The organism is Sulfuriferula sp., from assembly GCF_054605375.1.
This window is the reverse complement of sequence record NZ_JBTSEG010000004.1, coordinates 110,156-132,408: the sequence shown is the minus strand read 5'-3', so window position 1 is coordinate 132,408 and position 22,253 is coordinate 110,156. Positions and strand designations below refer to the sequence as shown.

Sequence of the window (22,253 nt, the reverse complement as noted above, 5' to 3'; positions counted from 1 at the left end):
AACAGTGATTGCATGGGCAACAGAAATGGCCGTGTGCTGCCATATCTAGCCCAGCGCCTCGAAATCCGGTACATGGGCGACTTCCCATAAATGGCCGTCCGGGTTCTGAAAGTATCCGGCGTAGCCGCCATAGAAGGTTTTTTGTGCGGGCTTGATAATACTGGCCCCGGCCTTTTCAGCGACCAGCATGACTGCATCAACTTCTGCATCCGAAGACACATTGTGTCCAATGGATAACTCGGTCGGGTTTGGCGCCTGAAGCGGCAATCCCGTATCGGCGGCAAGGTTCTTGCGGGGCCATAGCGCCAATTTCAGGCCGGATTCCAGGCTGAAGAAGGCAACCGCCCCGTGCTCAAGCGCTGTTCCGATTATGCCCTGCGTCGCGAAGCCGAGGCCGTCTTTGTAGAACGCAACAGAGCGTTCCAGGTCGTCGACACCCAGTGTGATCAGTGTGATGCGAGCTTGCATATGGCGCCCCGTTCAATAAGGAAAGCATGATTGTGGCTTGCAAAATTTAATCGGAAACGGCACGTTCCAGCCCGGCATTTGTTGCGTTCGCCAGCCAAACGCGGCCACATTTCTACCCTTGTAGCGTGCGTAAAAATTCATTCCGTGATTGATGGCTGGAGTCAAAGCAGCCCGTAAATGCCTGGGTTACCACGCGTTCGTCACCGCGCCGGTCTTCGCCAAGCAGCAGGCACAGCTGTTCTGCTTCGATGATGCACGCTGCGCCCAGCGCTTTGCCGTGGGTCATCAGTGCTTCGGCGATGTCGCGTGTCATCCATTCCTGATAAGTGAAGCGGTGGCCGATGGCGTCCACCAGCCGGGCGATGCGGCCGAAGCCATGCAGTCGTCCGCCAGGGATGTAGGCGACATGCGCGACGCCGCGAAACGGCACGAGATGATGCGGGCAAACACCGTGGATAGCGATGCCGCGCACCACCACCATGTCCTGGCGGTTGTCCTCGAAGCCTTCGCCCAATGCTTCGGCGGGGTCAATGGCATAGCCGCCCAGCAGGCGCTTTTGCCACAGTTCGCGCACGCGCTGCGCAGTTTTGCCGGTGTGCGTGCTCTCCGGGTTGACCCCGCAGGCCAATAACAAATCAGTGACTGCCTGCTCGAATGCGTCCGGGTTGAATTCCCCCTGGCGTGGAATGCCGATGCTGCCCGGGATTGAATGGCCGGCGGGTTCATGATCACAGTGATGGTTACTCATGTTTATCCTTACAAAACGGTGTTGCTGTTGCGTTGATCGTGAGGTTGCCGAACCCGGAACCACGCCGCATACAGTGCCGGCAGAAACAGCAGGGTCAAGATCGTGGCGATGAACAGGCCGCCCATGATGGCGGTGGCCATGGGTCCGAAAAATACATCGTCCGACAACGGAATCATCGCCAGTATGGCTGCCATGGCGGTGAGCATGATTGGTCGAAAACGGCGCACAGCTGCTTCGATAATGGCGTCCCAAGGCGCCTGCCCTTCGCTGATGTTGCGTTCGATCTGGTCGATCAGGATCACCGAATTGCGCATGATCATGCCGGTTAGCGCCAGTGTACCCAGCATGGCGACAAAACCAAATGGGCGATTGGACAGCAATAAGGCCATCGCCACGCCGATTAACCCGAGTGGCGCAGTCAGTACCACCATCACGACGCGCTGAAAGCTTTGCAACTGCAACATCAAGAGTGTCAAAACAGCCACCAGAAAAATCGGCAGCCCTGCATTGATGGATGCATTGGCTTTTGCGCTTTCTTCTGTTGCGCCGCCGGTTTCAAGCCGGTAGCCAAGCGGCAGCGTCGCGCGAATTTTATCCATTTGCGGCTCAAGTTGAGCGGACACGGTCGGCGCCTGAACGGTATTGTAAATATCCCCCATGACCGTGATGGTCGGGACACGGTTGCGTTTCCATATCAATCCTTCCTCCAGGCCATAGCGCAGTGTGGCGACTTGCGATAACGGTACGGTTTTGCCGCTGGCGGTGGGGACATTGAGATTGGCGAGCAGGCCCATGTGCTCGCGTTCCAGCGGCGCACCGCGCAACACGACTTCGATAAGCTGGTCGCGTTCTCGGTAAGTAGTGATATTGGCACCCTGGATTGCAGTTTGCAAAAGTTGTGACAGACTCTGCTGGGTGACGCCCAGCGCTTGCGCGCGCGCCTGATCCACATCCAGAAAAATTGCTTTGGAGCGCTCGCCCCAGTCCATTAGTACGTTGCGTAAATTCGGATTGGCGCGCATCTCCGCGGCCATCCGTTCGGCGATACTGCGCAAGGTGTCGAAATTGTCACCGGAGATGCGAAATTGCACCGGAAAGCCGACGGGTGGGCCGTTTTCCAAACGCAGTACGCGTCCGCGCAATGCCGCGAATTCGACGCTGTCGAGCAAGGCGATGAGCTGGCCGCGCAAATGTTCACGGGTCTGGATGTTTTGAGTGGTGATCACGAACTGGGCAAAATTGGCTGCGGGCAGTTGCTGATCCAGTGGCAGATAAAAACGTGGCGAGCCGCTGCCCACATACGCCACATAATTATCGATGCCGGTTTTGTGTTGCTTGAGCCAATGCTCCAGTTTGACAACCTGGCGCTGGGTATCAACCAGCGAGCTGCCTTCGGGCAGTTTCAGATCGACCAATAGCTCCAGCCGGGTAGCGTCCGGGAAGAACTGCTTTTGCACAAACTGGAAACCGACGACCGCGCTGATGAATACCAGCAGCGTGATCAGAATGACAGTTTTGCGCCGGGTAACACACCACGTCACCACGTTACGAAAGCGTTTGTAAAACATTTCGCCCAGCGCATGCTGACGCGCGCTGATTGCCCGGACTGTGCGTTGCAAGCCGCCAAACCGGCGAGACTCTGCGTCACCTTGATGCGGGTTGGGAAGTAATTTGTAGCCCAGATAGGGAATCACGACCACGGCAGCCAGCCATGACAGTAGCAGTGCAATGGTCACGACTTCAAACAGCGAACGAGTATATTCGCCCACCGTGGATTGTGCGGTGGCGATCGGTAAAAAACCGGCAGCGGTGACCAGCGTACCGGTGAGCATGGGAAATGCGGTGGTGGAATAGGTCGCGCTGGCTGCCTTGATGCGATCGAGACCTTGCTCCATTTTTACCGACATCATTTCCACGGCGATAATGGCGTCGTCCACCAACAGGCCGAGCGCCAGAATGAGCGCACCGAGCGAAATTTTGTGCAGGCCGACATCAAAGATGTTCATAAAGAAAAAAGTGGCTGCCAGCACCAGTGGAATAGACAGTGCGACCACGGTTCCTGCACGCAGGCCGAGGCTGAAAAAACTCACTGCCAGAACAATAAAAACGGCCTCTGCTACGGATCGCTGGAATACGCCGATCGAGGCGCGTACAGCACGTGGCTGGTCGTTTACCCGGTGCAGCACCAGTCCGGCCGGGAGTTGTTTCTCAATGCGGTTAATGTCGACATCAAGATGTTTGCCCAGCGCGATGATGTCGCCGCCCGCCTGCATGGATACACCGATACCGATTGCCGGTGTGCCTTCATAACGCATCTCGGGTTGTGCGGGATCCGCATAGCCGCGTTTAACCTCGGCGACGTCTTTCAGCAGTACGGTGCGATTGCCGACGCGTATCGGCAGATCGCGGATTTGTTCAACCGTCCGGAATTTGCCGCTCGGGCGCAGATATATCCTATCCGTCGGTGTTTCGAAGCTGCCCGCCGGATTCATGCTGTTCCAGGCTTGCAGTGCTGTGATTATTTCGTTGGCGTTAAATCCCAGATTGGCCAGTTTCTGGTTGGAAAGATCGACATGGATTTTTTCGTCCTGCACACCGATCACGTCGACCTTGGCCACACCCGGCACACGCAGTAATTCCTTGCGCAACCGGTCTGCCGTATCGCGCAGTTGCGCCAGACTGAAGCCATCGCCGGTCAGCGCGAATACATTGCCATAGGTTTCCCCGAATTCGTCGTTGAAATAAGGACCGATCACGCCTTGCGGCAGCGTGTGCCGAATATCGCTGACCCGTTTGCGTACCTGGTAATACATGTCCGGAATGTCGCGAGGCGGCGTGGCATCCTTGCCGGTGATGAAGATTTGTGTCGAACCGGGACGTGAAAAACTTTTTACCGTGTCGATGTGAGGTGATTCCAGCAGTGCTTTTTCTATGGGATTGGCGACCAGTTGCTCCATCTCGTGGGCAGTTGCGCCAGGCCAGTAAGCCTGTACCAGCATGACCTTGAAGGTGAATGGCGGGTCTTCCGACTGGCCCAGTTTGCCATAGGCAAGTACCCCCAGAACGGTGAACAGCACCATCAGGTAAAGTACGAAATTACGGTGTGCGAGTGCCCATTCCGACAGATTGAACCGGCTCACAGGCGGCTTCCCGCCCCCACGGGGGAGACGCCGTCATAAGGTACAGGCTGAATTTTCTGTCCGGCCAAAAGTTTGTGGGCACCTGCCGCAATTACCTGGGTGCCGGGGGGTAAGGTGCCACGCACCAGAACGGCATTGCTGCGGTATTGCACCACTTCAACCGGTACTGCGTTGATCAGATGCTGCGTGTTGACTACCCATACAGCAGGCTGTTGTCCGTTCTGGAACAAGGCACCCGGGGGGAGAGAAATCGCGGGTATGTTGCTGGTGGCACCGGCAAACAGCAGACTGGCGCTCATGCCCAGCTTGACTGCATCATTGGCATCCTTGACGGTAGCTTTCACCAGATAGGTACGATTTTCATCGGCAGCGGGTGCCACCTCACGGATGACACCAGTATAGGTTTTATCCGGAGCCGACCACAGCCGGATCTGTACCGGCATACCCGTTTTCAACTGGTGTGCCTGTGCTTCGCCCACGCGCACATGGACTTCCTTGTCACCCGTGTAAGCCAGACGCAGAACCGGCTGACCTGCGCTGACGACTTGCCCTGCCTCGAAATTGACGGTGGTCACAATCCCCGCTGCGCTTGCTGTCAGAGCGGTATAACGCGACTGGTTGGCGCTGATGTCGAACTGGGCACGTGCGGCAGCAAGTTTGGCACGCGCAGTTTTGTCGGCAGTGAGGCGCGTATCCAGTGCGGCCTGGCTGATGAATTTCTGCTGCACCAGTTTTTGTGCCCGTGCCAATTCGCTGGCGGCGTTGGCAGCTTCGGATTCAGCACCTGCCAGCTGTGCCCGCGCCTCGGTAGTGGCGAGTTGCGCATCCTGCGGATCGAGTCGACCAAGTACTTGCCCGGGCGTAACAGCACTGCCGGAATCAACCAGTCGGGCAGTGACCTTGCCGCCGACACGGAAGCTGATATCCGCTTCGTGGCGCGCGTGTATTTCGCCGGCATACACGCTGGCGCCATGGTTTTCGTTTGCGGTTACGGTATAGACCAGTGCCGGACGCGGCTGCACGACCTGTTCGGTAGGCTTGCCGCATGCCGACAGGATCAGCAGCAATGGGAATGTGAAAAAGGTACGTATCGCCATCCGGTTAAATCCAGCGCCGTACACGGGCACTGTAGTCGTGATAGGGGGTGCCGAATCTGGCGCGTAGATGGACTTCCTCATGGGCGATGACCGCGTAGCGCATGATCACCCATACCAGCGGCGCGAATACCAGTGGCCAAAAACTGCCGATGAGCAGCATGACCCCCACATAGATCACGACGTCGGCGAGATAGATCGGGTTGCGCGAAAATGCGAAAGGCCCGCTGGTAACCAGCTCGGAAGCGCCTTTGAAGGGATTCACCGTAGTGCGGTGACGCCAGATGGTGAGCACAGCCCATAGCATCAGCGCGCAGCCCAATCCAACATCAGTCCAGCCCAGCGTATGCAATAGCGGGGTGACGTCAAAACCCAGCGGGAAGTGGCGTTCCAGCCACCATGACACAATCAGGGCGGCTGCATAAACCAGGGGAGGAGGAACGCGGGTGCGGGGACGCTGGTTGGCATCGTTCATGGCGTCGCTTTCAGCATGTTGATGTAGGAAATCAGCTGACTGCCGCATTGACGCAACGTGGTGGCAGACTGATGGTTTTTGGCCAGGCTCATGCAACCTTCCATGCCGGCGATGATGAACAGCGCAGCGGCGTCACAATCCACATCGGCGCGAATTTCGCCGCTTTTCTGTGCACGTTGCAGCGCGATGGTAAAGGCGTTTTGCCATACTTCCAGCCAGTGCGCCAGACGTCGCTGGAATGCGGGATTGATGCCGCTCATTTCCTGCATCAGGTTATTGAATGGGCACCCCAATGCAGTGGACGCATCGCACGAGCTACGCCCGACCTCATTGAGGGTTCGTAGCAGGGCATCCACCGGTGAGCGGGCCTCGGCAAGCGGGGTGATGAAATTGCGCTGAATATACGCGCCGATGACTTCGTCCAGGACTGCCAGGCCAAGCGCCTGTTTGCCGGCAAAGTGATGATACAGGGCGCCTTTGGTGAGCCCCGCCGCAGTCAGAATATCGGTCAGGCTGGCGGCTTGATAGCCATTGCGATGAATTTCAGCGAATGCGGCTTCCAGCAGGCGCGCGCGGGTGACGTCGGGTTGGCGGTTGGCAGTAACGGTGTCCATGAATTGATCATACCGACCGGTTTGTATCTGTCAAGAAGGCAAGCTGGCGGTCCTGGAGTCGAGCCAATCCCAATTGCCCAAGGATGCTGCCTATCAGTGCCATAGCCATGTCTTTTTGTGTGTCCCATATATCGCCCTGGGTGGCGAGAAAAGCGACCGCATCGCTACCGCTTGCTTCGGCTACACCCCATTCGATCAGCTCATAGCTTGCGCTGATGGCCAGGCTCACGCTCACCACCAGGAAAAACAGCATCTTGCCAGGTTGCAAAAGTGTGCGCCGTAGCAGGATTTCCCGGGCTACCAGCGCCGGTACCAGGCCCTGCGCAAAATGCCCGACGCGGTCATAGTGATTGCGTGCGAGCTCAAAGGTATCGCGCAGCCAGTTGAACAACGGCACCTCCGCGTAAGTGTAATGGCCACCCACCATCAGGATTGCGCAATGCAACATAATCAGCACATAAACCAGCGGCGTGAGCGTAAAAGTCTTGCGCGTGGCAATCAGTAGCGGTAGCGCGATCAGCACTGGCGCCACTTCCAGCAGCCAGGTGAAATAATCGTGTGGATGAATCCCTGACCAAACCAGTATGCCCAGCGTGACGATGAGCAGTCCGGCTTGTAGTGGTGTTGCTACAGTGTTCATGGCAGGAACAAGCCCAGCAGATCGTTGAGAAAACGCCGCCCGGTTTGCGTAGGCATGATGCGGGCATGGTCGCGAACGATCAAGCCGCGCTGTTCAGCCTCTTCCAGCGCGGTTTGTGCGGCAGTGATCGGCAGCCCGGTGCGCTCGGCGAACAGTGCCGTATCAAAGCCACCGGTCAGACGCAGCGTATTCATCATGAACTCAAACGGTAAATCAGTGTGTGTGACTTCGTGCTGACTCTGTATTGGATTTCCCGTCAGCGCATGCTCCATGTACTCGCGTGGATGTTTGTGGCGCATCTGGCGCAGAATGCGATTGTGGAACGACAATTTGCTGTGGGCCCCCGCGCCGATGCCAAGGTAATCGCCAAACTGCCAGTAATTCAGGTTATGCCGGCATTGGCGGCGCGGCTGGGAAAAGGCAGAGGTTTCATAGTGCTGATAGGCGGCTCCAGTCAGGCTGGCCTCCACCATCAGTTGCATGTCAGCCGACAAATCATCATCCGGTAACGCAGGGGGGGCAGCGTGGAACGGCGTGTTTGGCTCCAGCGTGAGGTGGTAGCACGACAGGTGCGGCGGTGCGTAACGCAGTGCCGTATCCACGTCATGCTGCGCCTGTTGCAGGGTTTGGCCGGGTAGCGCATACATCAAATCCAGATTGAAATTATCGAACGTGGATGCAGCGATTTCCACTGCACGGTGCGCTTCCTTGTCGTCATGGATGCGTCCTAAAGCATGCAGATGACCGGGGTCGAAACTCTGGATGCCGAGTGACAGCCGATTCACGCCTGCGGCCTTGAAACCCGCAAATTTTTCAGCCTCCACTGTGCCTGGGTTGGCCTCCAGCGTGATTTCTGCAAAGTGATCAAGCTTGGTCAAGGTGCGTACCATACCTAGGATGGCATCGATCCCCTCGGCAGAGAACAGACTCGGCGTGCCGCCACCAAAAAAGATGGAATGAATGCCGCGTCCCCAGATTAGCGGTAGTGCCGATTCCAGATCGCGGGCAAGTGCTTCGATATAGCGCGCCTCGGGCAGGGATTCACGGGCTGTGTGCGAATTGAAATCGCAATAGGGGCATTTTTTGGCGCACCAGGGAATGTGGATATACAGCGCTAGCGGCGGTAATGCGGTAAGACGGAATTCCAACGGCAGGATAGTCATCGCAGGATTGTACCGCGATGCGCGGGGGCCATGATTGTTGGGTGTAAAATACGGGGTCCGGCACCTTATGCCACAAAAAGTATTTGTGGCATAAGGGCTTAAAATTGGCCGGAATTTACCGATAATTGCGTATGCTAAAAAAAATCCATATACGTGACGTGCGTCTGGGCATGTACATTCACGAAATTTGCGGTAGCTGGATGGATCATCCGTTCTGGAAAAAATCGTTCCTGCTTTCCGAACAAGCTGATTTTAATACGCTCGCACAGTGTGGCGTGAAAGAGGTTTGGATTGACATCAGCAAGGGGCTGGATGTGGCGGCGCTGGTTCATACTGTCAGCGCCGAAACAGAAAACGCGCGCGTAGAAACCACATTCCAGCTATTGGCCAAGACCGCCAAAGAGAAAGAGCCGCCGCGCGCGAATTTGCAGGATGAATTGGGGCGTGCCAGGAAGATTCACGCCAAAGCCGCACAGGCGGTTACCTCCATGTTCAATGAAGCGCGCATGGGCAATGCCTTCAAGGTGGAACAGGTGGCTACCCTGGTGGAGGAAATCAATCAGTCGATTGCGCGTAATTCGGATGCCTTGCTTAGTCTGGCGCGTTTGAAAAATGCCGACAATTACACTTATCTGCACTCGGTCGCCGTATGTGCCCTGATGATTGCCCTGGGGCGCCAGCTCGGCCTCGAAGACGATATCCTGAAAGAAGTCGGAATGGCTGGCTTATTACATGACGTAGGCAAGATGGCCATTCCCAGAGACATATTGAACAAGCCTGGGCGTCTGACGGATGAAGAATTTCTGATCGTCAAGGCGCATCCGCAGCAGGGATGGGAGATGCTCAAGGACTGCCCTGATGTCGGTGAAATGGCACTGGATGTTTGCCTTCACCATCACGAGACTGTGGTCGGCACGGGCTATCCTGACGGGCTTTCCGGCGAAGTATTGAGCTTGTATGCCCGCATGGGTGCGGTGTGCGATGTGTACGATGCCATCACTTCCAACCGCTGCTACAAGGTTGGCTGGGCACCAGGGGAAGCGATCCGAAAAATGACCGAATGGAAGGATGGCCGGTTCGACGAGGCGGTTTTCAGCGCATTTGTCAAAACGGTAGGCATCTATCCTGCCGGTACCTTGGTTAAACTTAAATCCGGGCGTCTGGGTGTGGTGCTGGAACAATCTGAAAAAGGCCTGCTCACGCCTGTGGTCAAAGTGTTTTTCTCGACCCGTTCAAATACCCATATCAAGCCGGAGCTGATCGATTTATCGAAATCGGCGGAAGCGATCGCCAATCTGGAAGATGCACAGAAGTGGGGGTTTGATCTGGATGAACTGACCGGTTTAAAGATGTGACTGCTGGCAGATTGCCCCCGCATCATTGACCGGAACGTAGTTTGTCCACCAGTTGCAGCAGCGCCTTCCCGCGGTGACTGATCGTGTTTTTTTCATCGGGTGCCAATTCGGCACCTGTCTTGCCTAATGCAGGTACCAAAAAGTAGGGGTCATAACCGAAGCCACCATCACCACGCGGCGTATCGATGATTTCACCGTGCCAGCTGCCTTCGGCTATGAGCGGTTGCGGATCATCCGCGTGACGCAGATAGACAATCACGCAGTAATAATGAGCCTGCCGGTTGCTTTGTCCAGCGAGCGCGGCAATCAGTTTTTCATTATTGCGCTGGTCGGATTTGGGTTCGCCGGCGTAGCGTGCAGAATACACGCCCGGCGCGCCCCCAAGGGCGTCCACGCAGATGCCGGAGTCGTCGGCCAGTGCCGGCAGGCCGGTGAGATGCGCAGCATGGCGCGCCTTGGCGATGCAGTTTTCGACAAAGGTGACATAGGGTTCTTCCGCTTCGGGTACGTTATAGGCGGATTGCGGCACGGCTTCAAATCCCAGTGGGGCGAGAATGCGGCTGATTTCGCGTAGCTTGCCGGGATTGTTGCTGGCAATGACGAGTTTTTGCATGGCTAGAAAAAGTCTCCAATTGTTGATTTATTTTTTTTATATTCTATATTGAGTCCAGTTACTGTACTCGATTCATAATTTTTCCCTCGTTTAATATTTTTGTCATATAAATTTTCCATCATGTTTTTACGGAGCCTCATTTTACGTTTTGACCACGTCAGGTAAAGGAGTAGCTGGTTATGAGGATGATGAAAGGCTATTTGTTTGGTGTATGGGCACTCGCAGCAACATCGATTTCCCTGACAGCGATGGCCGCGCCGCTGGGCCTGCCGCCTGTTCCCATTCCTGCAGGCAATCCGCAGAGTCCGGAGAAAATCAAGCTGGGCGATAAATTATTCCACGATAAGCGGTTCAGTTCTACCGGGCAGGTGAGTTGCGCCACTTGCCACGATGCCAAAAAAACCTTTACCGACAGTCCGCTGCGAGTTTCGCAGGGCGTCAACAAGCTCAAGGGTACACGCAACGCCCCAACCGTGGTTAATGCAGCTTATTTTCATAAGCTGTTCTGGGATGGGCGAGAACCAAGCCTGGAAGAGCAATCCAAGGATCCCATGGTGAATCCGGTAGAAATGGGGTTGCCAAATCACAAGCCAGTACTTCAGCTTGTACGAACCGATCCGAAATACGTGAAGGCGTTTAAAGCGGTATTCGGCAAGAGCGGAGATCAGCTGACGATGGAGGAGGTGAAAAAAGCCATCGCCAGTTTCGAACGCACTATCGTTGCGGGGGATTCGCCCTTCGATCACTACTATTTCGGCGGTGACAAGAAAGCCATGACGTCCGCGCAGATTCGGGGCTTCCAGGTATTTATGGGGCAAGGGCGCTGCGTTTCCTGCCATACCGTGGAACAAGACCAGGCGCTTTTTACCGACAACCGTTTTCACAATATTGGCATAGGCATTAACCAGATGCAGAAAGACGTGCCGCGTCTGGCTGGTGAATTCCTGAAAGCCAAGGCGCAAGGCGGAGACGTGGACAAGGCCGTGCTGAGCGACCCGAAAACCTCGAATCTGGGCCGTTTTGCGGTGACGGAGGCATTGGACGACATGGGTTCGTTTAAAACTTCGACATTGCGCAATATCGCCATGACCGCGCCGTACATGCACGACGGCAGCTTGAAAACCCTGAAGGAAGTGGTCGTCCACTACAACAACGGCGGGTTTACCAGAAAAGGCGAGCGGGTCAATGACTTCCTGAGCGGAGGCATCCGGCCATTGCACCTGAGCGAACGGCAGATGTCGGACCTGGTTGCTTTTCTGGGCGCTCTGACCAGCCCGGAATACGCAAAATCAGTCAAGACGGCCAAAAAATAGGGGAACAGGCATGAGCAAATCAATCAATCGCCGGGATTTTCTGAAAGGCGCAGGTGTGCTGGCGGCTGCGAGCGCGTTGCCTGTCAGCATGGTAGAGCTGGCGTTCGCCGACAGCGCGCAAAACTTCAGCTTTGCGTATATTTCTGATGCGCACCTTCAGCAAATCAAGGGTACGAAGTTCGTAAATAACTGGGATCGCGGCCTGATCCGCGCCGTGGCGGAAACCAATTTGCTTACCCCGAAACCGGATTTCATTGTGTTTGGCGGAGACCTTGCCCAGCTTGGCAAAAAGGCCGAGCTTGATCACGGTGCAGAAATCCTCTCGGCCTTGCGGAATAACAAAGTGCACCGCGTGATGGGTGAGCATGATTATTATCTGGATCTCGGACAATACTGGGAGAAGCTATTCGGGCCCCAGTACTACAGCTTTGATCACAAAGGGGTGCATTTCGTGGTGTTGAACAGTATTCTCACCTACGATGACTGGACTTATAAACGCTGGCCTACTGCCGAGCAGCGCATGCTGGAAATGGCCGACCTGGATAATCCGAATGGCTCACCGTTCATGGTGGGAGACGGGCAGCGTGAGTGGTTGAAGAAAGACCTGGAAAAAATCAACAAGGCCACGCCTATCGTGGTGCTTTCGCATTCGCCGCTGCAAAAAATTTACAAGAACTGGAACTTCTGGACCGACGATGCCGATCAGGTGCAGGCGCTGCTACGGCCGTTTAACAAGGTGACCGTGCTGTACGGGCATGTACATCAGATTCAGTACAACCAGATTGGCAACATCAGCTTCAACTCCGTCATGTCTACCGCCTGGCCCTGGCCTTATCCTTCCACCTATGCGAAAGCGGAGCAATATCTGCCCAAACTCACGGTGCCGATGAGCCGTGCCGATCCGTTCTTCGAACGCGATGCAACCGGATGGCAATTCATTAACCTGTCAAACGGCAATGTGGATATGCACTATGACTTGTTCGGCAATACCAGCCGGACCGTGGCTTTCAATACCGCAACCGGCGAGCCGGAAGATACGGTATTCCAGTCCCCGGACAAGCGTATTCCATCGCAAACCCAATATTAAGGATAGAGGGAGTGAAACCATGCATTTTGCACAACTGAAATTTGCGGCCTTGTGGATGATGGCAACGGGCCTGGCTGGCGTATTGTCTGCGCCGGCGCAGGCAGATGAATTCACCCAGGCCGATTTAAATCGCTGGCAGGAACAATACGCGAAAGTGGTCAAGGACGGGCGCGAACTCTGGACCAGTTCCAACAAGCTGGGCAGTAACGGCGTGGCTTGCGTACAGTGCCATCCCAATGCCGCTGATACCCACCCTGAAACCTATCCGAAATTCCAGAAGCAGCTCGGCAAGGTGGCGCCAATCTGGGAAATGATTAACTGGTGTATCCAGAATCCCCTGGAAGGCAAGGCGCTCGCCGCTGATGACTACAGAATGATTGCGCTGCAGGCTTATATTACCGAGGAACGTCGTGGCGTGAAGCTGGCGCCGGGCAAGCATTAGAATACTTGTCAAATTCCCAGGGCGGCTTTTTGTGCGATGGTGAGTTGCTGGATGCCTTGACTGGCAAGATCGAGCAACGCGTCCATTTCGGTGCGGCTGAATGTAGCGCCTTCGGCCGTACCCTGCACTTCGACGAAGCTGCCGCCTCCGGTCATCACGACGTTCATGTCGGTATCGCAGTCGGAGTCTTCCAGATAATCGAGATCCAGTACCGGCACACCCTGGTAAACGCCGACCGAGATGGCCGCAACAAAATCGCGGATCGGCGATTCGGTGAGCAGGCCCTGTTCCAGCAGCGTGCCAATGGCATCGTGCACGGCAATGAAAGCGCCGGTGATGGAAGCGGTGCGGGTGCCGCCGTCAGCCTGAATGACATCGCAGTCTATGTGCAGGGTGCGCTCGCCAAGCTTGTCCAGGTCTACCGCAGCGCGTAGCGAACGCCCGATCAGGCGCTGGATTTCCTGGGTGCGTCCGGACTGTTTGCCGCGTGCCGCTTCGCGATCCATGCGACTGCCGGTCGAGCGCGGCAACATGCCGTACTCGGCAGTCAGCCAGCCCTGATTTTTGCCTTTCAGAAAACCGGGGACTTTTTCCACGATACTGGCGGTACAAATGACCTTGGTGTCGCCGCATTCGACCAGCACGGAACCCTCTGCGTGCTTGGTGTAATGGCGGCTAAACTGAATGTCGCGTAATTGATCGGGACGACGCAGGCTGGGACGGTTCATATGATTATTTTCCTGAATATTTTTTGATGGCATCCTGAATTTCGGCAATGGCTCGCTCTACTTCGTCGTCAGCCAGGTCCGCAGGTAATGCAGGGAAATCATCCATTTTGGTGGTGAAAGTATTGACCGGCATGGTCAGCGTGGATACCGACTGGCTGCCCGCTTCGCCCAGCATGCCCCAGGTCATGGCTACTGCCGACAAATTGTCACCGGTATGACCGGCACGCAGCTCCGCATGATCCATTAAAAATTCGATTGCACGCTCGAGCGGGAAGGCGCGCAGGGTAGCAGCGATTTGTTCCTCGGTGAGTGCGCCCCACAGGCCGTCGGTACAGAGCAGAATAGTATCGTGTTCGGACAGCGGTATGGGACGGGAAACTTCCACCTCGGGCTGCATGTTCCCTCCCAGACAGTTATAAATCTTGTTGCGGTCTGGGTGGGTTTTCATTTCGTCCTGTGTAATGAAGCCCTCATCGCATAATTGCTGTACTGTGGAGTGATCGCGGGTCCGCGTCACCAGGCCGTGGTCGCTGTACAGGTAGAGCCGTGAATCGCCGACATGCGCCCACCATGCAGCGTCCTCCTGCAGTACGCAGGCTACGCAGGTAGTGTGCGGGATTTCGGCCAGATGATGGGTATTGGCGTGGTCATTGATGGCATGGTGCGCACGTTCCAGGGCGCCATGCAGGAAAGCAGCCGGATCATTGAGTTTGGGGCGGGCGTGGCGTTGAAAGGTTTCGGCCAGGGTCTGTACTGTAATCTGGGCAGCCAGCTCGCCATGGGAATGACCGCCCATGCCGTCAGCCACGACCATCAGCAACGCGTCGCGGCTGTATGAATAAGCTACCCTGTCCTGGTTGTAGTCCCGGCCACCCTGACGACTTGCCTGATAGATGGAAAAACGCATAATTGGTATCGTATCCCTTATGCCTGATTCAGAAAATTTCGCGGTTGAGCGTTTTACGCAGGCTGGCCATTATTTTGCGCTTTTTGCTAAGCGGCGGGGGCGTTTCCATCAGGGCTTTTTGCAACGCAAAAACGCTCTGCGGGCGTTCCATGTAGTTCAGGTGCAGGCAACTGTCCACAATTTCCAGCAGACCTTTGGAATATTCGTTGGGCCAGGTTGAACGTGCCGAGGCCAGTTTGTCACTGAGCAGACGTGCATCAGCGGCCTGGGGCGCAAATCCTGCCAGACAGGCATACAGGCTGGCCCCCACGCTGTAGATATCTGTCCACGGACCCAGCATGGTCTGGTCGGTGTATTGTTCCGGGGCGGCAAAACCGGGCGTATACATGGGAGCGAGTATGGGCTGGTCGACGGTCAGGGTCTGGCGTGCGGCACCGAAATCAATCAATACCGGCGAGCCATCCATGCGGATATATATGTTGGATGGTTTGATGTCGAGATGCAGTAACTTTTGGGTATGTACTTCGCGCAAGCCATTGAGCAGTTCGGCAAACACGCGACGGATAAAGCCTTCACGTACTTCGCCACGGTGCGCACGGATGTGATCCTGCAGGGTTTTTCCGCGTTCATAGCGCATCACCATATATACGGTATCGTTGGCACGGAAGAAGTTTTCCACGCGCACGACGTTGGGGTGCAGGATACGTGCCAGTGAGCGACCTTCTTCAAAAAAGCATTTCATGCCATAGCGGAAGGCATTGGAATTTTCTTCATTGATGGGCTCGACCTGATCGTTTTCGCCGCGCTTGACCAGACTGCCGGGCAGGTATTCCTTGATGGCCACGGGTTGATCGTTGCTGTCGTATGCCAGATAGACCAGGCTGAAACCGCCGCCGCCGATTTTGCGCACGATGCGGTAGTCCATCAGCAGATAGCCATTGGGTAGGGCGTAATTGGGTTGAGCAGCCATGAATCAGCGATGTACCATGCGGGTTGTTGAGTGGTGGGCGCATCCCGCCGAAGTTTTGAACCGAATTGTGTCTGATTAACGGTAATAAAGTAAAGGAAGTTTAATGGGTGCTGCAAATGATATCTAGCATGACAGGTTACGCGGCAGCGGCAATGCAACATGCCGGACTGCAATTGAGCATCGATCTGCGCTCGGTGAATTCACGCTATCTGGAGATCCATTTCCGTTGCGGCGATGAATTCCGGGCCATCGAAGCGTCGATGCGCGAGTGTATCGCCCGGCATGTTCAGCGCGGCAAACTGGAATGCCGCGTGACGCTGAGTAGCAGCGCAGGCGCTGACCGCGATATACAGATGAATCTGGTCTTGCTGGAACGGCTGAATGGCCTGAGCAAGACGGTGATCCAGCATATGCCAGGGGTGCAGCCAATGAGTGTGGCAGAAGTGCTGCGCTGGCCGGGGATGCTGGATGATCCGGCGGCCAGTCAGGATATGGCTCAGCCTTGTCTGCAGCTTCTCGATACGGTACTGGATGAATTTGTTGCCAGTCGGCAACGTGAAGGCGCCAAGTTGCGCGCACATTTGCTGGATCGGGCAGCACAGATGGAGGCGCATGTCGGTCGCGTCGCGCCGCGTCTGCCGGGACTGGTGCGTACCTATCAGGACAGGCTGGCACAGCGCTTTACCGAGGTGCTGGGCAGCGCGGATGATGAGCGTATCCGCCAGGAGATTGCGCTGTTCGCACAGAAAATAGATGTGGACGAAGAGCTGTCGCGCCTCGGGGTGCACATCCGCGAAGTGCGGCGTATCCTCGATGCGGGCGGAGCGGTGGGCAAACGCCTGGATTTTCTCATGCAGGAGCTGAATCGCGAGGCCAATACGCTGGGTTCCAAATCGGTGAGTGTCGAGACTACCCAGGTCGCAATGGAACTCAAGGTGCTGATCGAGCAGATGCGCGAGCAGGTACAAAATATTGAATAAGGAGCAGGCATGATCCCGGGAAATCTGTTTATTGTTGCAGCGCCCTCCGGGGCAGGAAAAACCAGTCTGGTGCGAGAGTTGCTGGCGCGTGATGGCCGGGTGCGCCTGTCCATCTCCTATACCACCCGGGCACCGCGTCCGGGCGAAACCGATGGTCACGATTATCACTTTGTCAGCAAGGAAGAATTCATTGCGATGCTCGACGCAGGTGAATTTCTGGAAAATGCTGAGGTGTACGGAAATTATTACGGTACATCGGAACATTGGATACGCGAGGCGATTGCGGCGGGCGACGATATCCTGCTGGAGATCGACTGGCAGGGCGCCGCCCAGGTGCGCCGTTTGTTTACCGAGGCGATAGGTGTGTTTATCGTGCCGCCCTCACTTGAGGTATTGCGGCATCGCCTGACCGGGCGCGGCCAGGACAGCGCCGAGGTGATCGAACGGCGTATGGCGGCAGCGCGTGAGGATATCAGCCATGTCGGCGAGTTTGACTATGTTATTATCAACGATGATTTCGCCGAGGCAGTGGCGGATCTGTGTGCGTTATTCCGCACCAGGCGCTTGAAGATAGCCAGGCAACTGGCGCGACATGCGTCCCTGTTCCACCAATTCAACCCATAGAGGATCACATACCATGGCGCGTATCACAGTCGACGATTGTATCAACACCATTACCAACCGCTTTGAATTGACGCTGGTTGCCACCATACGCGCGCGCCAGATTGCCAATGGCCATACACCACTGGTTGAAGCCGGTCGCGACAAGCCTAGCGTGGTGGCGTTGAAGGAAATCGCTGCGGGTAAAGTTGGCAGAGAAATCCTCAATCGCGGACGCGCCTGATTACGTTAATCCATGCCAGAACTCGAGGAAATCGGCGCAGAACTGGCCTACCTCAAGCCTGAGGACATTCGTCAGGTTACTGCTGCATTCGAATACAGCCGCGCTGCGCATAGCGGACAGTTCCGCAAAAGCGGCGAAGCATATATTCATCATCCGGTGGCGGTAACCGGCATTCTGGCGCAATGGCATCTGGACCCGCAGGCCTTGATGGCTGCGTTATTGCATGATGTGGTCGAGGATACCCCCACGACCAAGGACGAAATCAGCGAACGCTTCGGAAAATCAGTAGCAGAACTGGTGGATGGCGTCTCCAAGCTGGATAAAATGGAGTTCCAGACCGAGGAGCACGCGCAAGCGGAGAATTTCCGCAAAATGCTGCTCGCCATGGCGCGCGATGTGCGCGTCATACTCATCAAACTGGCTGACCGTCTGCACAACATGCGCACGCTGGGGTCGATGGTCGTCGAAAAGCGTGGCCGTATCGCGCAGGAAACGCTGGATATTTACGCACCGATTGCCAATCGGCTAGGTCTCAATAGCATTTACCAGGAACTGGAAGACCTGTGCTTCCAGAATCTTTACCCCAACCGTTATCGTGTGCTGGACAAGGCAGTCAGGGCTGCGCGCGGCAACCGTAAGGAGGTGGTGGAAAAAGTGCGCGAGGCGATTCAGGACAAACTCGCCGGTGCCAATATTCACGCTCTGGTTAGCGGGCGTGAAAAACACCTGTATAGCATTTACAAGAAAATGCAGGAAAAATCACTGGCATTTTCCGAGGTGTTCGATATCTATGGTTTTCGGGTGTTGGTAGACGAAGTGCCCGCCTGTTACCTCGCACTGGGCTGCATGCATGGCTTGTACAAACCTATTCCAGGAAAATTCAAGGACTACATCGCCATTCCCAAAGCCAACGGCTACCAGTCGCTGCATACCACGCTATTTGGTCCGTTTGGCACCCCTATTGAAATCCAGATACGTACCCAGGAGATGCACAAGCTGGCCGAGGCAGGCGTGGCCTCCCACTGGCTGTACAAGAGTTATGACACCAATGTCAATGAAGTACAGCAAAAAACCCATCAGTGGTTACAGTCGTTGCTGGACATCCAGGAAGGCGGCGGTGATTCGGCTGAATTTCTGGAACATATCAAGGTCGATCTGTTCCCGGACGAAGTGTATGTATTTACACCCAATGGCAAGATACTCTCGCTGCCGCGCGGCGCTACGGCAGTCGATTTTGCCTATGCAGTGCACACCGACGTTGGTAATCATTGCTCGGCGGTCAAGGTGAATGGCGAGCTGATGCCGCTGCGCATTCAGCTACGCAACGGCGATCAAGTCGAGGTGCTGACTTCACCCAATGCCTGGCCCAATCCGGCGTGGATCAATTTTGTGGTGTCCGGCAAAGCGCGGGCGCATATCCGCCATTATCTGCGCACCATGCACGCTGAAGAATCCGCCCAACTCGGTGAGCGTCTGCTTGATCAGGCATTGCGTGCGCTGGGGGCCGATTCAAGTAAGGCCCAGGCCAGTGGCTGGGAGCGTTTGCATAAGGAAACCGGCAAGGAACGCGTGGAGGTACTCACCGACATTGGCTTGGGAAAACGCCTCAATGTGGTGGTGGCGCGCCAGTTGCTGGCGCAGGAAGCCGGTCAGCCCATGCAGCGTCCGTATGGGTCGATTGCCATACGTGGTTCGGAAGGCGTGGCGGTTCAGCTTGCCAAATGCTGCCACCCGATTCCCGGCGATCCGATTATCGGTTTCATCAAATCCGATCAGGGGCTGATTATTCATACGCACGATTGTTCTTCCATCAAACATTATCGCGACGATCCGGACAAATGGCTGGACGTCGAGTGGGAGCCCGGGCTGACCAAGATGTTCGATGTCAACATCAAGCTGATCGTGCTCAACCAGCGTGGCGTGCTGGCAAAGTTGGCTGCGGTTATTGCCGACGAAGGCTCCAACATCGATAATGTGGCGATGGAAGAAGAAGACGGCAGCCAGTACACCACCATCTATTTCACTTTGCAGGTGGAACAGCGTATGCACCTGGCGCGTATCATGCGCAGTTTGCGGGTTCTGCCCGAAGTGGTGCGCATCATGCGCGTGAAAAATCGTAAAGACGGCCGCATGCAGACGCAATGATTTGGCGCTAAGGCAAGCCCGGTAAAATTCAAATCCGACAGGAATGCACATGGACAAACATATTATCCGTACCGACGCTGCGCCCGCCGCAATTGGCACCTATTCGCAAGCTGTGAAAGCAGGCAACACTGTTTATCTATCCGGTCAGATCGGGCTTGATCCAGCCACCATGCAGATGGTTGCGGGTACGGAGGCGCAGATTCACCGCGTCTTTCAGAACCTCAAGGCAGTTGCCGAAGCTGCCGGCGGCAGTCTGGCGGATGTGGTCAAGCTCAACGTGTTTCTGACTGACCTGAGCCATTTTTCCAGGGTCAACCAGATCATGGCGGAATATTTCAGCGAACCCTATCCGGCGCGCGCCGCCGTGGGCGTGGCTGCGTTGCCTCGCGATGCCGAGGTCGAGGCCGACGGGGTAATGGTGCTGGACTGATTGGCTGAATCCGCCAAACCGGCGCGCCGTGTCAAGCCTGGTTTGGCAGCAGGCGGGTTACCCGCGACGTTCGTCAAACTGGGATTGCATACTGCTGCGGATCTGATCCTGCATTTGCCGTTACGCTACGAAGATGAAACCCGGCTAACCGCCATCGCCGATGCGCTGCCGGGCCGAGCGGTCCAGGTACAGGGCACGGTGACCCATTGCGAGACCCAGTACAAACCGCGGCGAGCGCTGATTGCCCGCATTTGCGACGCGAGCGGTAGCGAGATCAACCTGCGCTTCATCAATTTTTACGGTAGCCAGGTGAAGCAGTTTTCAGAGGGTAATTTGATCCGCGCATTGGGTGAGGTGCGTGGCGGTTTTTTTGGGCTGGAGATGGTGCACCCCCGTTACCGCGCAGTCAGTGTAGAAGCACCGTTGCCGGACAGCCTCACGCCGATTTACCCGACGACTGCAGGGGTGGCGCAAACGTTGCTCCGCAAACACATCGGTGCCGCGCTGGCGCAGTCGGATTTGACTGACACGTTGCCGGATAGCCTGCGCAGTCGTTTTGATTTGCCGGATTTCGCCAGCAGTGTGCACACCCTGCATAATCCGCTTCCCGATATCCCGCCTGTTCAACTCGAATACCGTACCCATCCGGCGTGGCGGCGCATCAAGTTCGACGAACTGCTGGCGCAGCAATTGTCGCTGCGCCTGGCGCGCAATGCCCGGCGTGCGCAGGACGCGCCCAAATTGGCGGGAGCGGTGGCGCTGGTGGAACAGCTTCAGCATGCCTTGCCGTTTCGGCTCACCGCTGCGCAGTTGCGCGTATGGGCGGAAATCCGAACCGACCTGGCCGCCTGTCACCCGATGCAGCGCCTGCTGCAAGGCGATGTGGGCAGCGGCAAGACGGTGGTTGCAGCGCTCGCTGCTACGCAAGCCATCGGACATGGGTATCAGGCCGTATTCATGGCGCCGACGGAAATTCTGGCCGAGCAGCATTATCACAAGCTCAGGCAGTGGTTTGCGCCCTTGGGTATCGAGGTGGCGTGGCTGGCAGGAAGCTTGTCCAAAAAAGACAAACAGGCCGCGGTGGCGCGGCTGGTATCGGGCGAGGCACAGCTTGCAGCGGGAACGCATGCGCTGTTTCAGGAACAGGTGGAGTTTGCCAATCTCGGGCTTGCCATCATCGACGAGCAGCATCGTTTCGGCGTCGCTCAGCGTCTGGCGTTGCGCCAGAAGGGTCGCCAGCCCCATCAGCTGATGATGAGCGCCACGCCGATTCCGCGTACGCTGTCGATGAGTTATTACGCCGATCTCGATGTGTCGGTGATTGATGAATTGCCTCCCGGACGCAGCCCGGTAGTGACCAAGTTGCTTGCCGATAGTCGGCGCGAGCAAGTGATCGAGCTGGTGCGCGAACGCTGCTGTGCGGGCGAGCAAGCCTACTGGGTGTGCCCGTTGATCGAAGAATCGGAGAAGTTGCAGTTGCAGACCGCGCTGGATACTCACGCGGTGCTCGCGGCTGCGCTGCCCGAGCTCAATATCGGCCTGGTGCACGGACGTATGAGCGGGCGCGACAAGGCAAAGGTCATGGCCGATTTCAAATGCGGCGCTCTGCATTTGCTGGTCGCGACGACGGTAATCGAGGTCGGAGTGGATGTGCCGCGCGCGTCGCTGATGGTGATTGAGCACGCCGAACGCATGGGGCTGGCGCAACTGCACCAGCTACGCGGCCGGGTTGGACGCGGTAGTACGCAAAGTGCATGTATCCTGCTTTATCAGCAGCCTTTGTCGGAAACTGCGCGCGCTCGACTCAAGGTCATTTTCGAAAATACCGATGGTTTTGTCATCGCGCGCGAAGACTTGCGCCTGCGCGGGCCGGGCGAATTTCTTGGCGCGCGTCAGTCGGGTGCACCGATGCTGCGCTTTGCCGATATCGAAGCGGATGCCGACATACTCGAACAGGCCCGCGCCGCCGCCGAATGGCTGCTGGTTCATGATGGGCAGGCGGCGCAGCATCATGTCTCGCGCTGGCTGGGCGGACGCCAGGATTATATTAAAACCTGACATGGTATTAATGTACCAGATATATTTTTGGGTAAATGT

Annotated in this window: 22 protein-coding genes; 10 read left to right on the top strand and 12 right to left on the bottom strand. The window is 56.3% G+C overall.

What is annotated here, in order from left to right:
- Positions 1 to 45 precede the first annotated feature (45 nt).
- The 8 genes from ACYCZJ_RS04465 to hemW form a co-directional block, all read right to left on the bottom strand.
- Entirely contained in the window at positions 46 to 468 is a 423-nt protein-coding gene (locus tag ACYCZJ_RS04465; RefSeq protein ID WP_461553015.1) for a VOC family protein, read from the bottom strand.
- Positions 469 to 580: 112 nt separating this feature from the next.
- On the bottom strand, positions 581 to 1,216 hold the full coding sequence (gene folE, locus ACYCZJ_RS04460) for a GTP cyclohydrolase I FolE (protein WP_461553014.1): 636 nt from the start codon (positions 1,214 to 1,216) through the stop codon (positions 581 to 583).
- Positions 1,217 to 1,224: 8 nt separating this feature from the next.
- Positions 1,225 to 4,356 carry an efflux RND transporter permease subunit gene (locus tag ACYCZJ_RS04455; protein ID WP_461553013.1) on the bottom strand — a complete coding sequence of 1,044 codons (3,132 nt, stop codon included), beginning with the start codon at positions 4,354 to 4,356 and terminating at the stop codon, positions 1,225 to 1,227.
- A complete protein-coding gene (locus ACYCZJ_RS04450; RefSeq protein ID WP_461553012.1) occupies positions 4,353 to 5,453 on the bottom strand; it encodes an efflux RND transporter periplasmic adaptor subunit in 1,101 nt (366 codons plus the stop codon). Before ACYCZJ_RS04450 ends, ACYCZJ_RS04455 begins: the two co-directional genes overlap by 4 nt.
- Before the next feature lie 4 nt (positions 5,454 to 5,457).
- Entirely contained in the window at positions 5,458 to 5,925 is a 468-nt protein-coding gene (locus tag ACYCZJ_RS04445; RefSeq protein ID WP_461553011.1) for a methyltransferase family protein, read from the bottom strand.
- A complete protein-coding gene (locus ACYCZJ_RS04440; protein WP_461553010.1) occupies positions 5,922 to 6,539 on the bottom strand; it encodes a TetR/AcrR family transcriptional regulator in 618 nt (205 codons plus the stop codon). Before ACYCZJ_RS04440 ends, ACYCZJ_RS04445 begins: the two co-directional genes overlap by 4 nt.
- 7 nt (positions 6,540 to 6,546) lie before the next feature.
- The gene (locus tag ACYCZJ_RS04435) at positions 6,547 to 7,179 is read right to left on the bottom strand and encodes a DUF2238 domain-containing protein (RefSeq protein ID WP_461553009.1); all 633 of its coding nucleotides are present in this window, start codon (positions 7,177 to 7,179) and stop codon (positions 6,547 to 6,549) included.
- Positions 7,176 to 8,342 carry a radical SAM family heme chaperone HemW gene (gene hemW / locus ACYCZJ_RS04430; protein WP_461553008.1) on the bottom strand — a complete coding sequence of 389 codons (1,167 nt, stop codon included), beginning with the start codon at positions 8,340 to 8,342 and terminating at the stop codon, positions 7,176 to 7,178. The genes ACYCZJ_RS04435 and hemW overlap by 4 nt, the downstream gene beginning before the upstream one ends.
- A 131-nt stretch (positions 8,343 to 8,473) precedes the next feature.
- Here hemW and ACYCZJ_RS04425 point away from each other — a divergent pair, with 131 nt between their 5' ends.
- Entirely contained in the window at positions 8,474 to 9,697 is a 1,224-nt protein-coding gene (locus ACYCZJ_RS04425; RefSeq protein ID WP_461553007.1) for an HD-GYP domain-containing protein, read from the top strand.
- 22 nt (positions 9,698 to 9,719) lie between these two features.
- Here ACYCZJ_RS04425 and rdgB read toward each other — a convergent pair whose 3' ends face one another.
- Positions 9,720 to 10,310 (bottom strand): RdgB/HAM1 family non-canonical purine NTP pyrophosphatase, encoded by a 591-nt coding sequence (gene rdgB / locus ACYCZJ_RS04420; protein WP_461553006.1) that lies wholly within the window; start codon positions 10,308 to 10,310, stop codon positions 9,720 to 9,722.
- Positions 10,311 to 10,489: 179 nt separating this feature from the next.
- Here rdgB and ACYCZJ_RS04415 point away from each other — a divergent pair, with 179 nt between their 5' ends.
- From ACYCZJ_RS04415 to ACYCZJ_RS04405, 3 genes are read left to right on the top strand one after another with little or no spacing between them, the layout of a single operon-like run.
- A complete protein-coding gene (locus tag ACYCZJ_RS04415) occupies positions 10,490 to 11,623 on the top strand; it encodes a cytochrome-c peroxidase (protein ID WP_461553005.1) in 1,134 nt (377 codons plus the stop codon).
- Between the two features lie 10 nt (positions 11,624 to 11,633).
- Entirely contained in the window at positions 11,634 to 12,710 is a 1,077-nt protein-coding gene (locus tag ACYCZJ_RS04410) for a metallophosphoesterase (RefSeq protein WP_461553004.1), read from the top strand.
- 19 nt (positions 12,711 to 12,729) lie between these two features.
- A complete protein-coding gene (locus ACYCZJ_RS04405) occupies positions 12,730 to 13,152 on the top strand; it encodes a hypothetical protein (RefSeq protein WP_461553003.1) in 423 nt (140 codons plus the stop codon).
- A gap of 8 nt (positions 13,153 to 13,160) precedes the next feature.
- Here the strand turns inward: ACYCZJ_RS04405 and rph are convergent, their stop codons facing one another.
- Genes rph through ACYCZJ_RS04390 form a run of 3 tightly spaced genes read right to left on the bottom strand, consistent with a single transcriptional unit; the run spans position 13,161 to position 15,757 of the window.
- On the bottom strand, positions 13,161 to 13,880 hold the full coding sequence (gene rph, locus ACYCZJ_RS04400; protein WP_461553002.1) for a ribonuclease PH: 720 nt from the start codon (positions 13,878 to 13,880) through the stop codon (positions 13,161 to 13,163).
- Positions 13,881 to 13,884: 4 nt separating this feature from the next.
- A complete protein-coding gene (locus ACYCZJ_RS04395) occupies positions 13,885 to 14,787 on the bottom strand; it encodes a PP2C family protein-serine/threonine phosphatase (protein ID WP_461553001.1) in 903 nt (300 codons plus the stop codon).
- Between the two features lie 28 nt (positions 14,788 to 14,815).
- A complete protein-coding gene (locus ACYCZJ_RS04390; protein ID WP_461553000.1) occupies positions 14,816 to 15,757 on the bottom strand; it encodes a serine/threonine protein kinase in 942 nt (313 codons plus the stop codon).
- Positions 15,758 to 15,885: 128 nt separating this feature from the next.
- Between ACYCZJ_RS04390 and ACYCZJ_RS04385 the strand changes: the two genes are divergently transcribed.
- Genes ACYCZJ_RS04385 through recG form a run of 6 tightly spaced genes read left to right on the top strand, consistent with a single transcriptional unit; the run spans position 15,886 to position 22,214 of the window.
- Entirely contained in the window at positions 15,886 to 16,737 is an 852-nt protein-coding gene (locus tag ACYCZJ_RS04385) for a YicC/YloC family endoribonuclease (RefSeq protein ID WP_461552999.1), read from the top strand.
- 9 nt (positions 16,738 to 16,746) lie between these two features.
- On the top strand, positions 16,747 to 17,361 hold the full coding sequence (gene gmk / locus ACYCZJ_RS04380; RefSeq protein WP_461552998.1) for a guanylate kinase: 615 nt from the start codon (positions 16,747 to 16,749) through the stop codon (positions 17,359 to 17,361).
- Positions 17,362 to 17,374: 13 nt separating this feature from the next.
- Positions 17,375 to 17,581: a DNA-directed RNA polymerase subunit omega gene (gene rpoZ / locus ACYCZJ_RS04375; protein WP_461552997.1), complete on the top strand. Its 207-nt coding sequence runs from the start codon at positions 17,375 to 17,377 to the stop codon at positions 17,579 to 17,581.
- 12 nt (positions 17,582 to 17,593) lie between these two features.
- A complete protein-coding gene (locus ACYCZJ_RS04370) occupies positions 17,594 to 19,726 on the top strand; it encodes a RelA/SpoT family protein (protein ID WP_461552996.1) in 2,133 nt (710 codons plus the stop codon).
- Positions 19,727 to 19,775: 49 nt separating this feature from the next.
- Positions 19,776 to 20,156: a RidA family protein gene (locus ACYCZJ_RS04365; RefSeq protein WP_461552995.1), complete on the top strand. Its 381-nt coding sequence runs from the start codon at positions 19,776 to 19,778 to the stop codon at positions 20,154 to 20,156.
- Positions 20,157 to 22,214: an ATP-dependent DNA helicase RecG gene (recG, locus tag ACYCZJ_RS04360; protein ID WP_461552994.1), complete on the top strand. Its 2,058-nt coding sequence runs from the start codon at positions 20,157 to 20,159 to the stop codon at positions 22,212 to 22,214.
- Positions 22,215 to 22,253 lie beyond the last annotated feature (39 nt).

Coding starts and splice junctions, on each gene's coding strand:
- ACYCZJ_RS04465 (WP_461553015.1), bottom strand. CDS start 468: ATGCAAGCTCGCATCACACTGATCACACTGGGTGTCGACGACCTGGAA.
- folE (WP_461553014.1), bottom strand. CDS start 1,216: ATGAGTAACCATCACTGTGATCATGAACCCGCCGGCCATTCAATCCCG.
- ACYCZJ_RS04450 (WP_461553012.1), bottom strand. CDS start 5,453: ATGGCGATACGTACCTTTTTCACATTCCCATTGCTGCTGATCCTGTCG.
- ACYCZJ_RS04445 (WP_461553011.1), bottom strand. CDS start 5,925: ATGAACGATGCCAACCAGCGTCCCCGCACCCGCGTTCCTCCTCCCCTG.
- ACYCZJ_RS04440 (WP_461553010.1), bottom strand. CDS start 6,539: ATGGACACCGTTACTGCCAACCGCCAACCCGACGTCACCCGCGCGCGC.
- ACYCZJ_RS04435 (WP_461553009.1), bottom strand. CDS start 7,179: ATGAACACTGTAGCAACACCACTACAAGCCGGACTGCTCATCGTCACG.
- hemW (WP_461553008.1), bottom strand. CDS start 8,342: ATGACTATCCTGCCGTTGGAATTCCGTCTTACCGCATTACCGCCGCTA.
- ACYCZJ_RS04425 (WP_461553007.1), top strand. CDS start 8,474: ATGCTAAAAAAAATCCATATACGTGACGTGCGTCTGGGCATGTACATT.
- rdgB (WP_461553006.1), bottom strand. CDS start 10,310: ATGCAAAAACTCGTCATTGCCAGCAACAATCCCGGCAAGCTACGCGAA.
- ACYCZJ_RS04415 (WP_461553005.1), top strand. CDS start 10,490: ATGAGGATGATGAAAGGCTATTTGTTTGGTGTATGGGCACTCGCAGCA.
- ACYCZJ_RS04410 (WP_461553004.1), top strand. CDS start 11,634: ATGAGCAAATCAATCAATCGCCGGGATTTTCTGAAAGGCGCAGGTGTG.
- ACYCZJ_RS04405 (WP_461553003.1), top strand. CDS start 12,730: ATGCATTTTGCACAACTGAAATTTGCGGCCTTGTGGATGATGGCAACG.
- rph (WP_461553002.1), bottom strand. CDS start 13,880: ATGAACCGTCCCAGCCTGCGTCGTCCCGATCAATTACGCGACATTCAG.
- ACYCZJ_RS04395 (WP_461553001.1), bottom strand. CDS start 14,787: ATGCGTTTTTCCATCTATCAGGCAAGTCGTCAGGGTGGCCGGGACTAC.
- ACYCZJ_RS04390 (WP_461553000.1), bottom strand. CDS start 15,757: ATGGCTGCTCAACCCAATTACGCCCTACCCAATGGCTATCTGCTGATG.
- ACYCZJ_RS04385 (WP_461552999.1), top strand. CDS start 15,886: ATGACAGGTTACGCGGCAGCGGCAATGCAACATGCCGGACTGCAATTG.
- gmk (WP_461552998.1), top strand. CDS start 16,747: ATGATCCCGGGAAATCTGTTTATTGTTGCAGCGCCCTCCGGGGCAGGA.
- rpoZ (WP_461552997.1), top strand. CDS start 17,375: ATGGCGCGTATCACAGTCGACGATTGTATCAACACCATTACCAACCGC.
- ACYCZJ_RS04370 (WP_461552996.1), top strand. CDS start 17,594: ATGCCAGAACTCGAGGAAATCGGCGCAGAACTGGCCTACCTCAAGCCT.
- ACYCZJ_RS04365 (WP_461552995.1), top strand. CDS start 19,776: ATGGACAAACATATTATCCGTACCGACGCTGCGCCCGCCGCAATTGGC.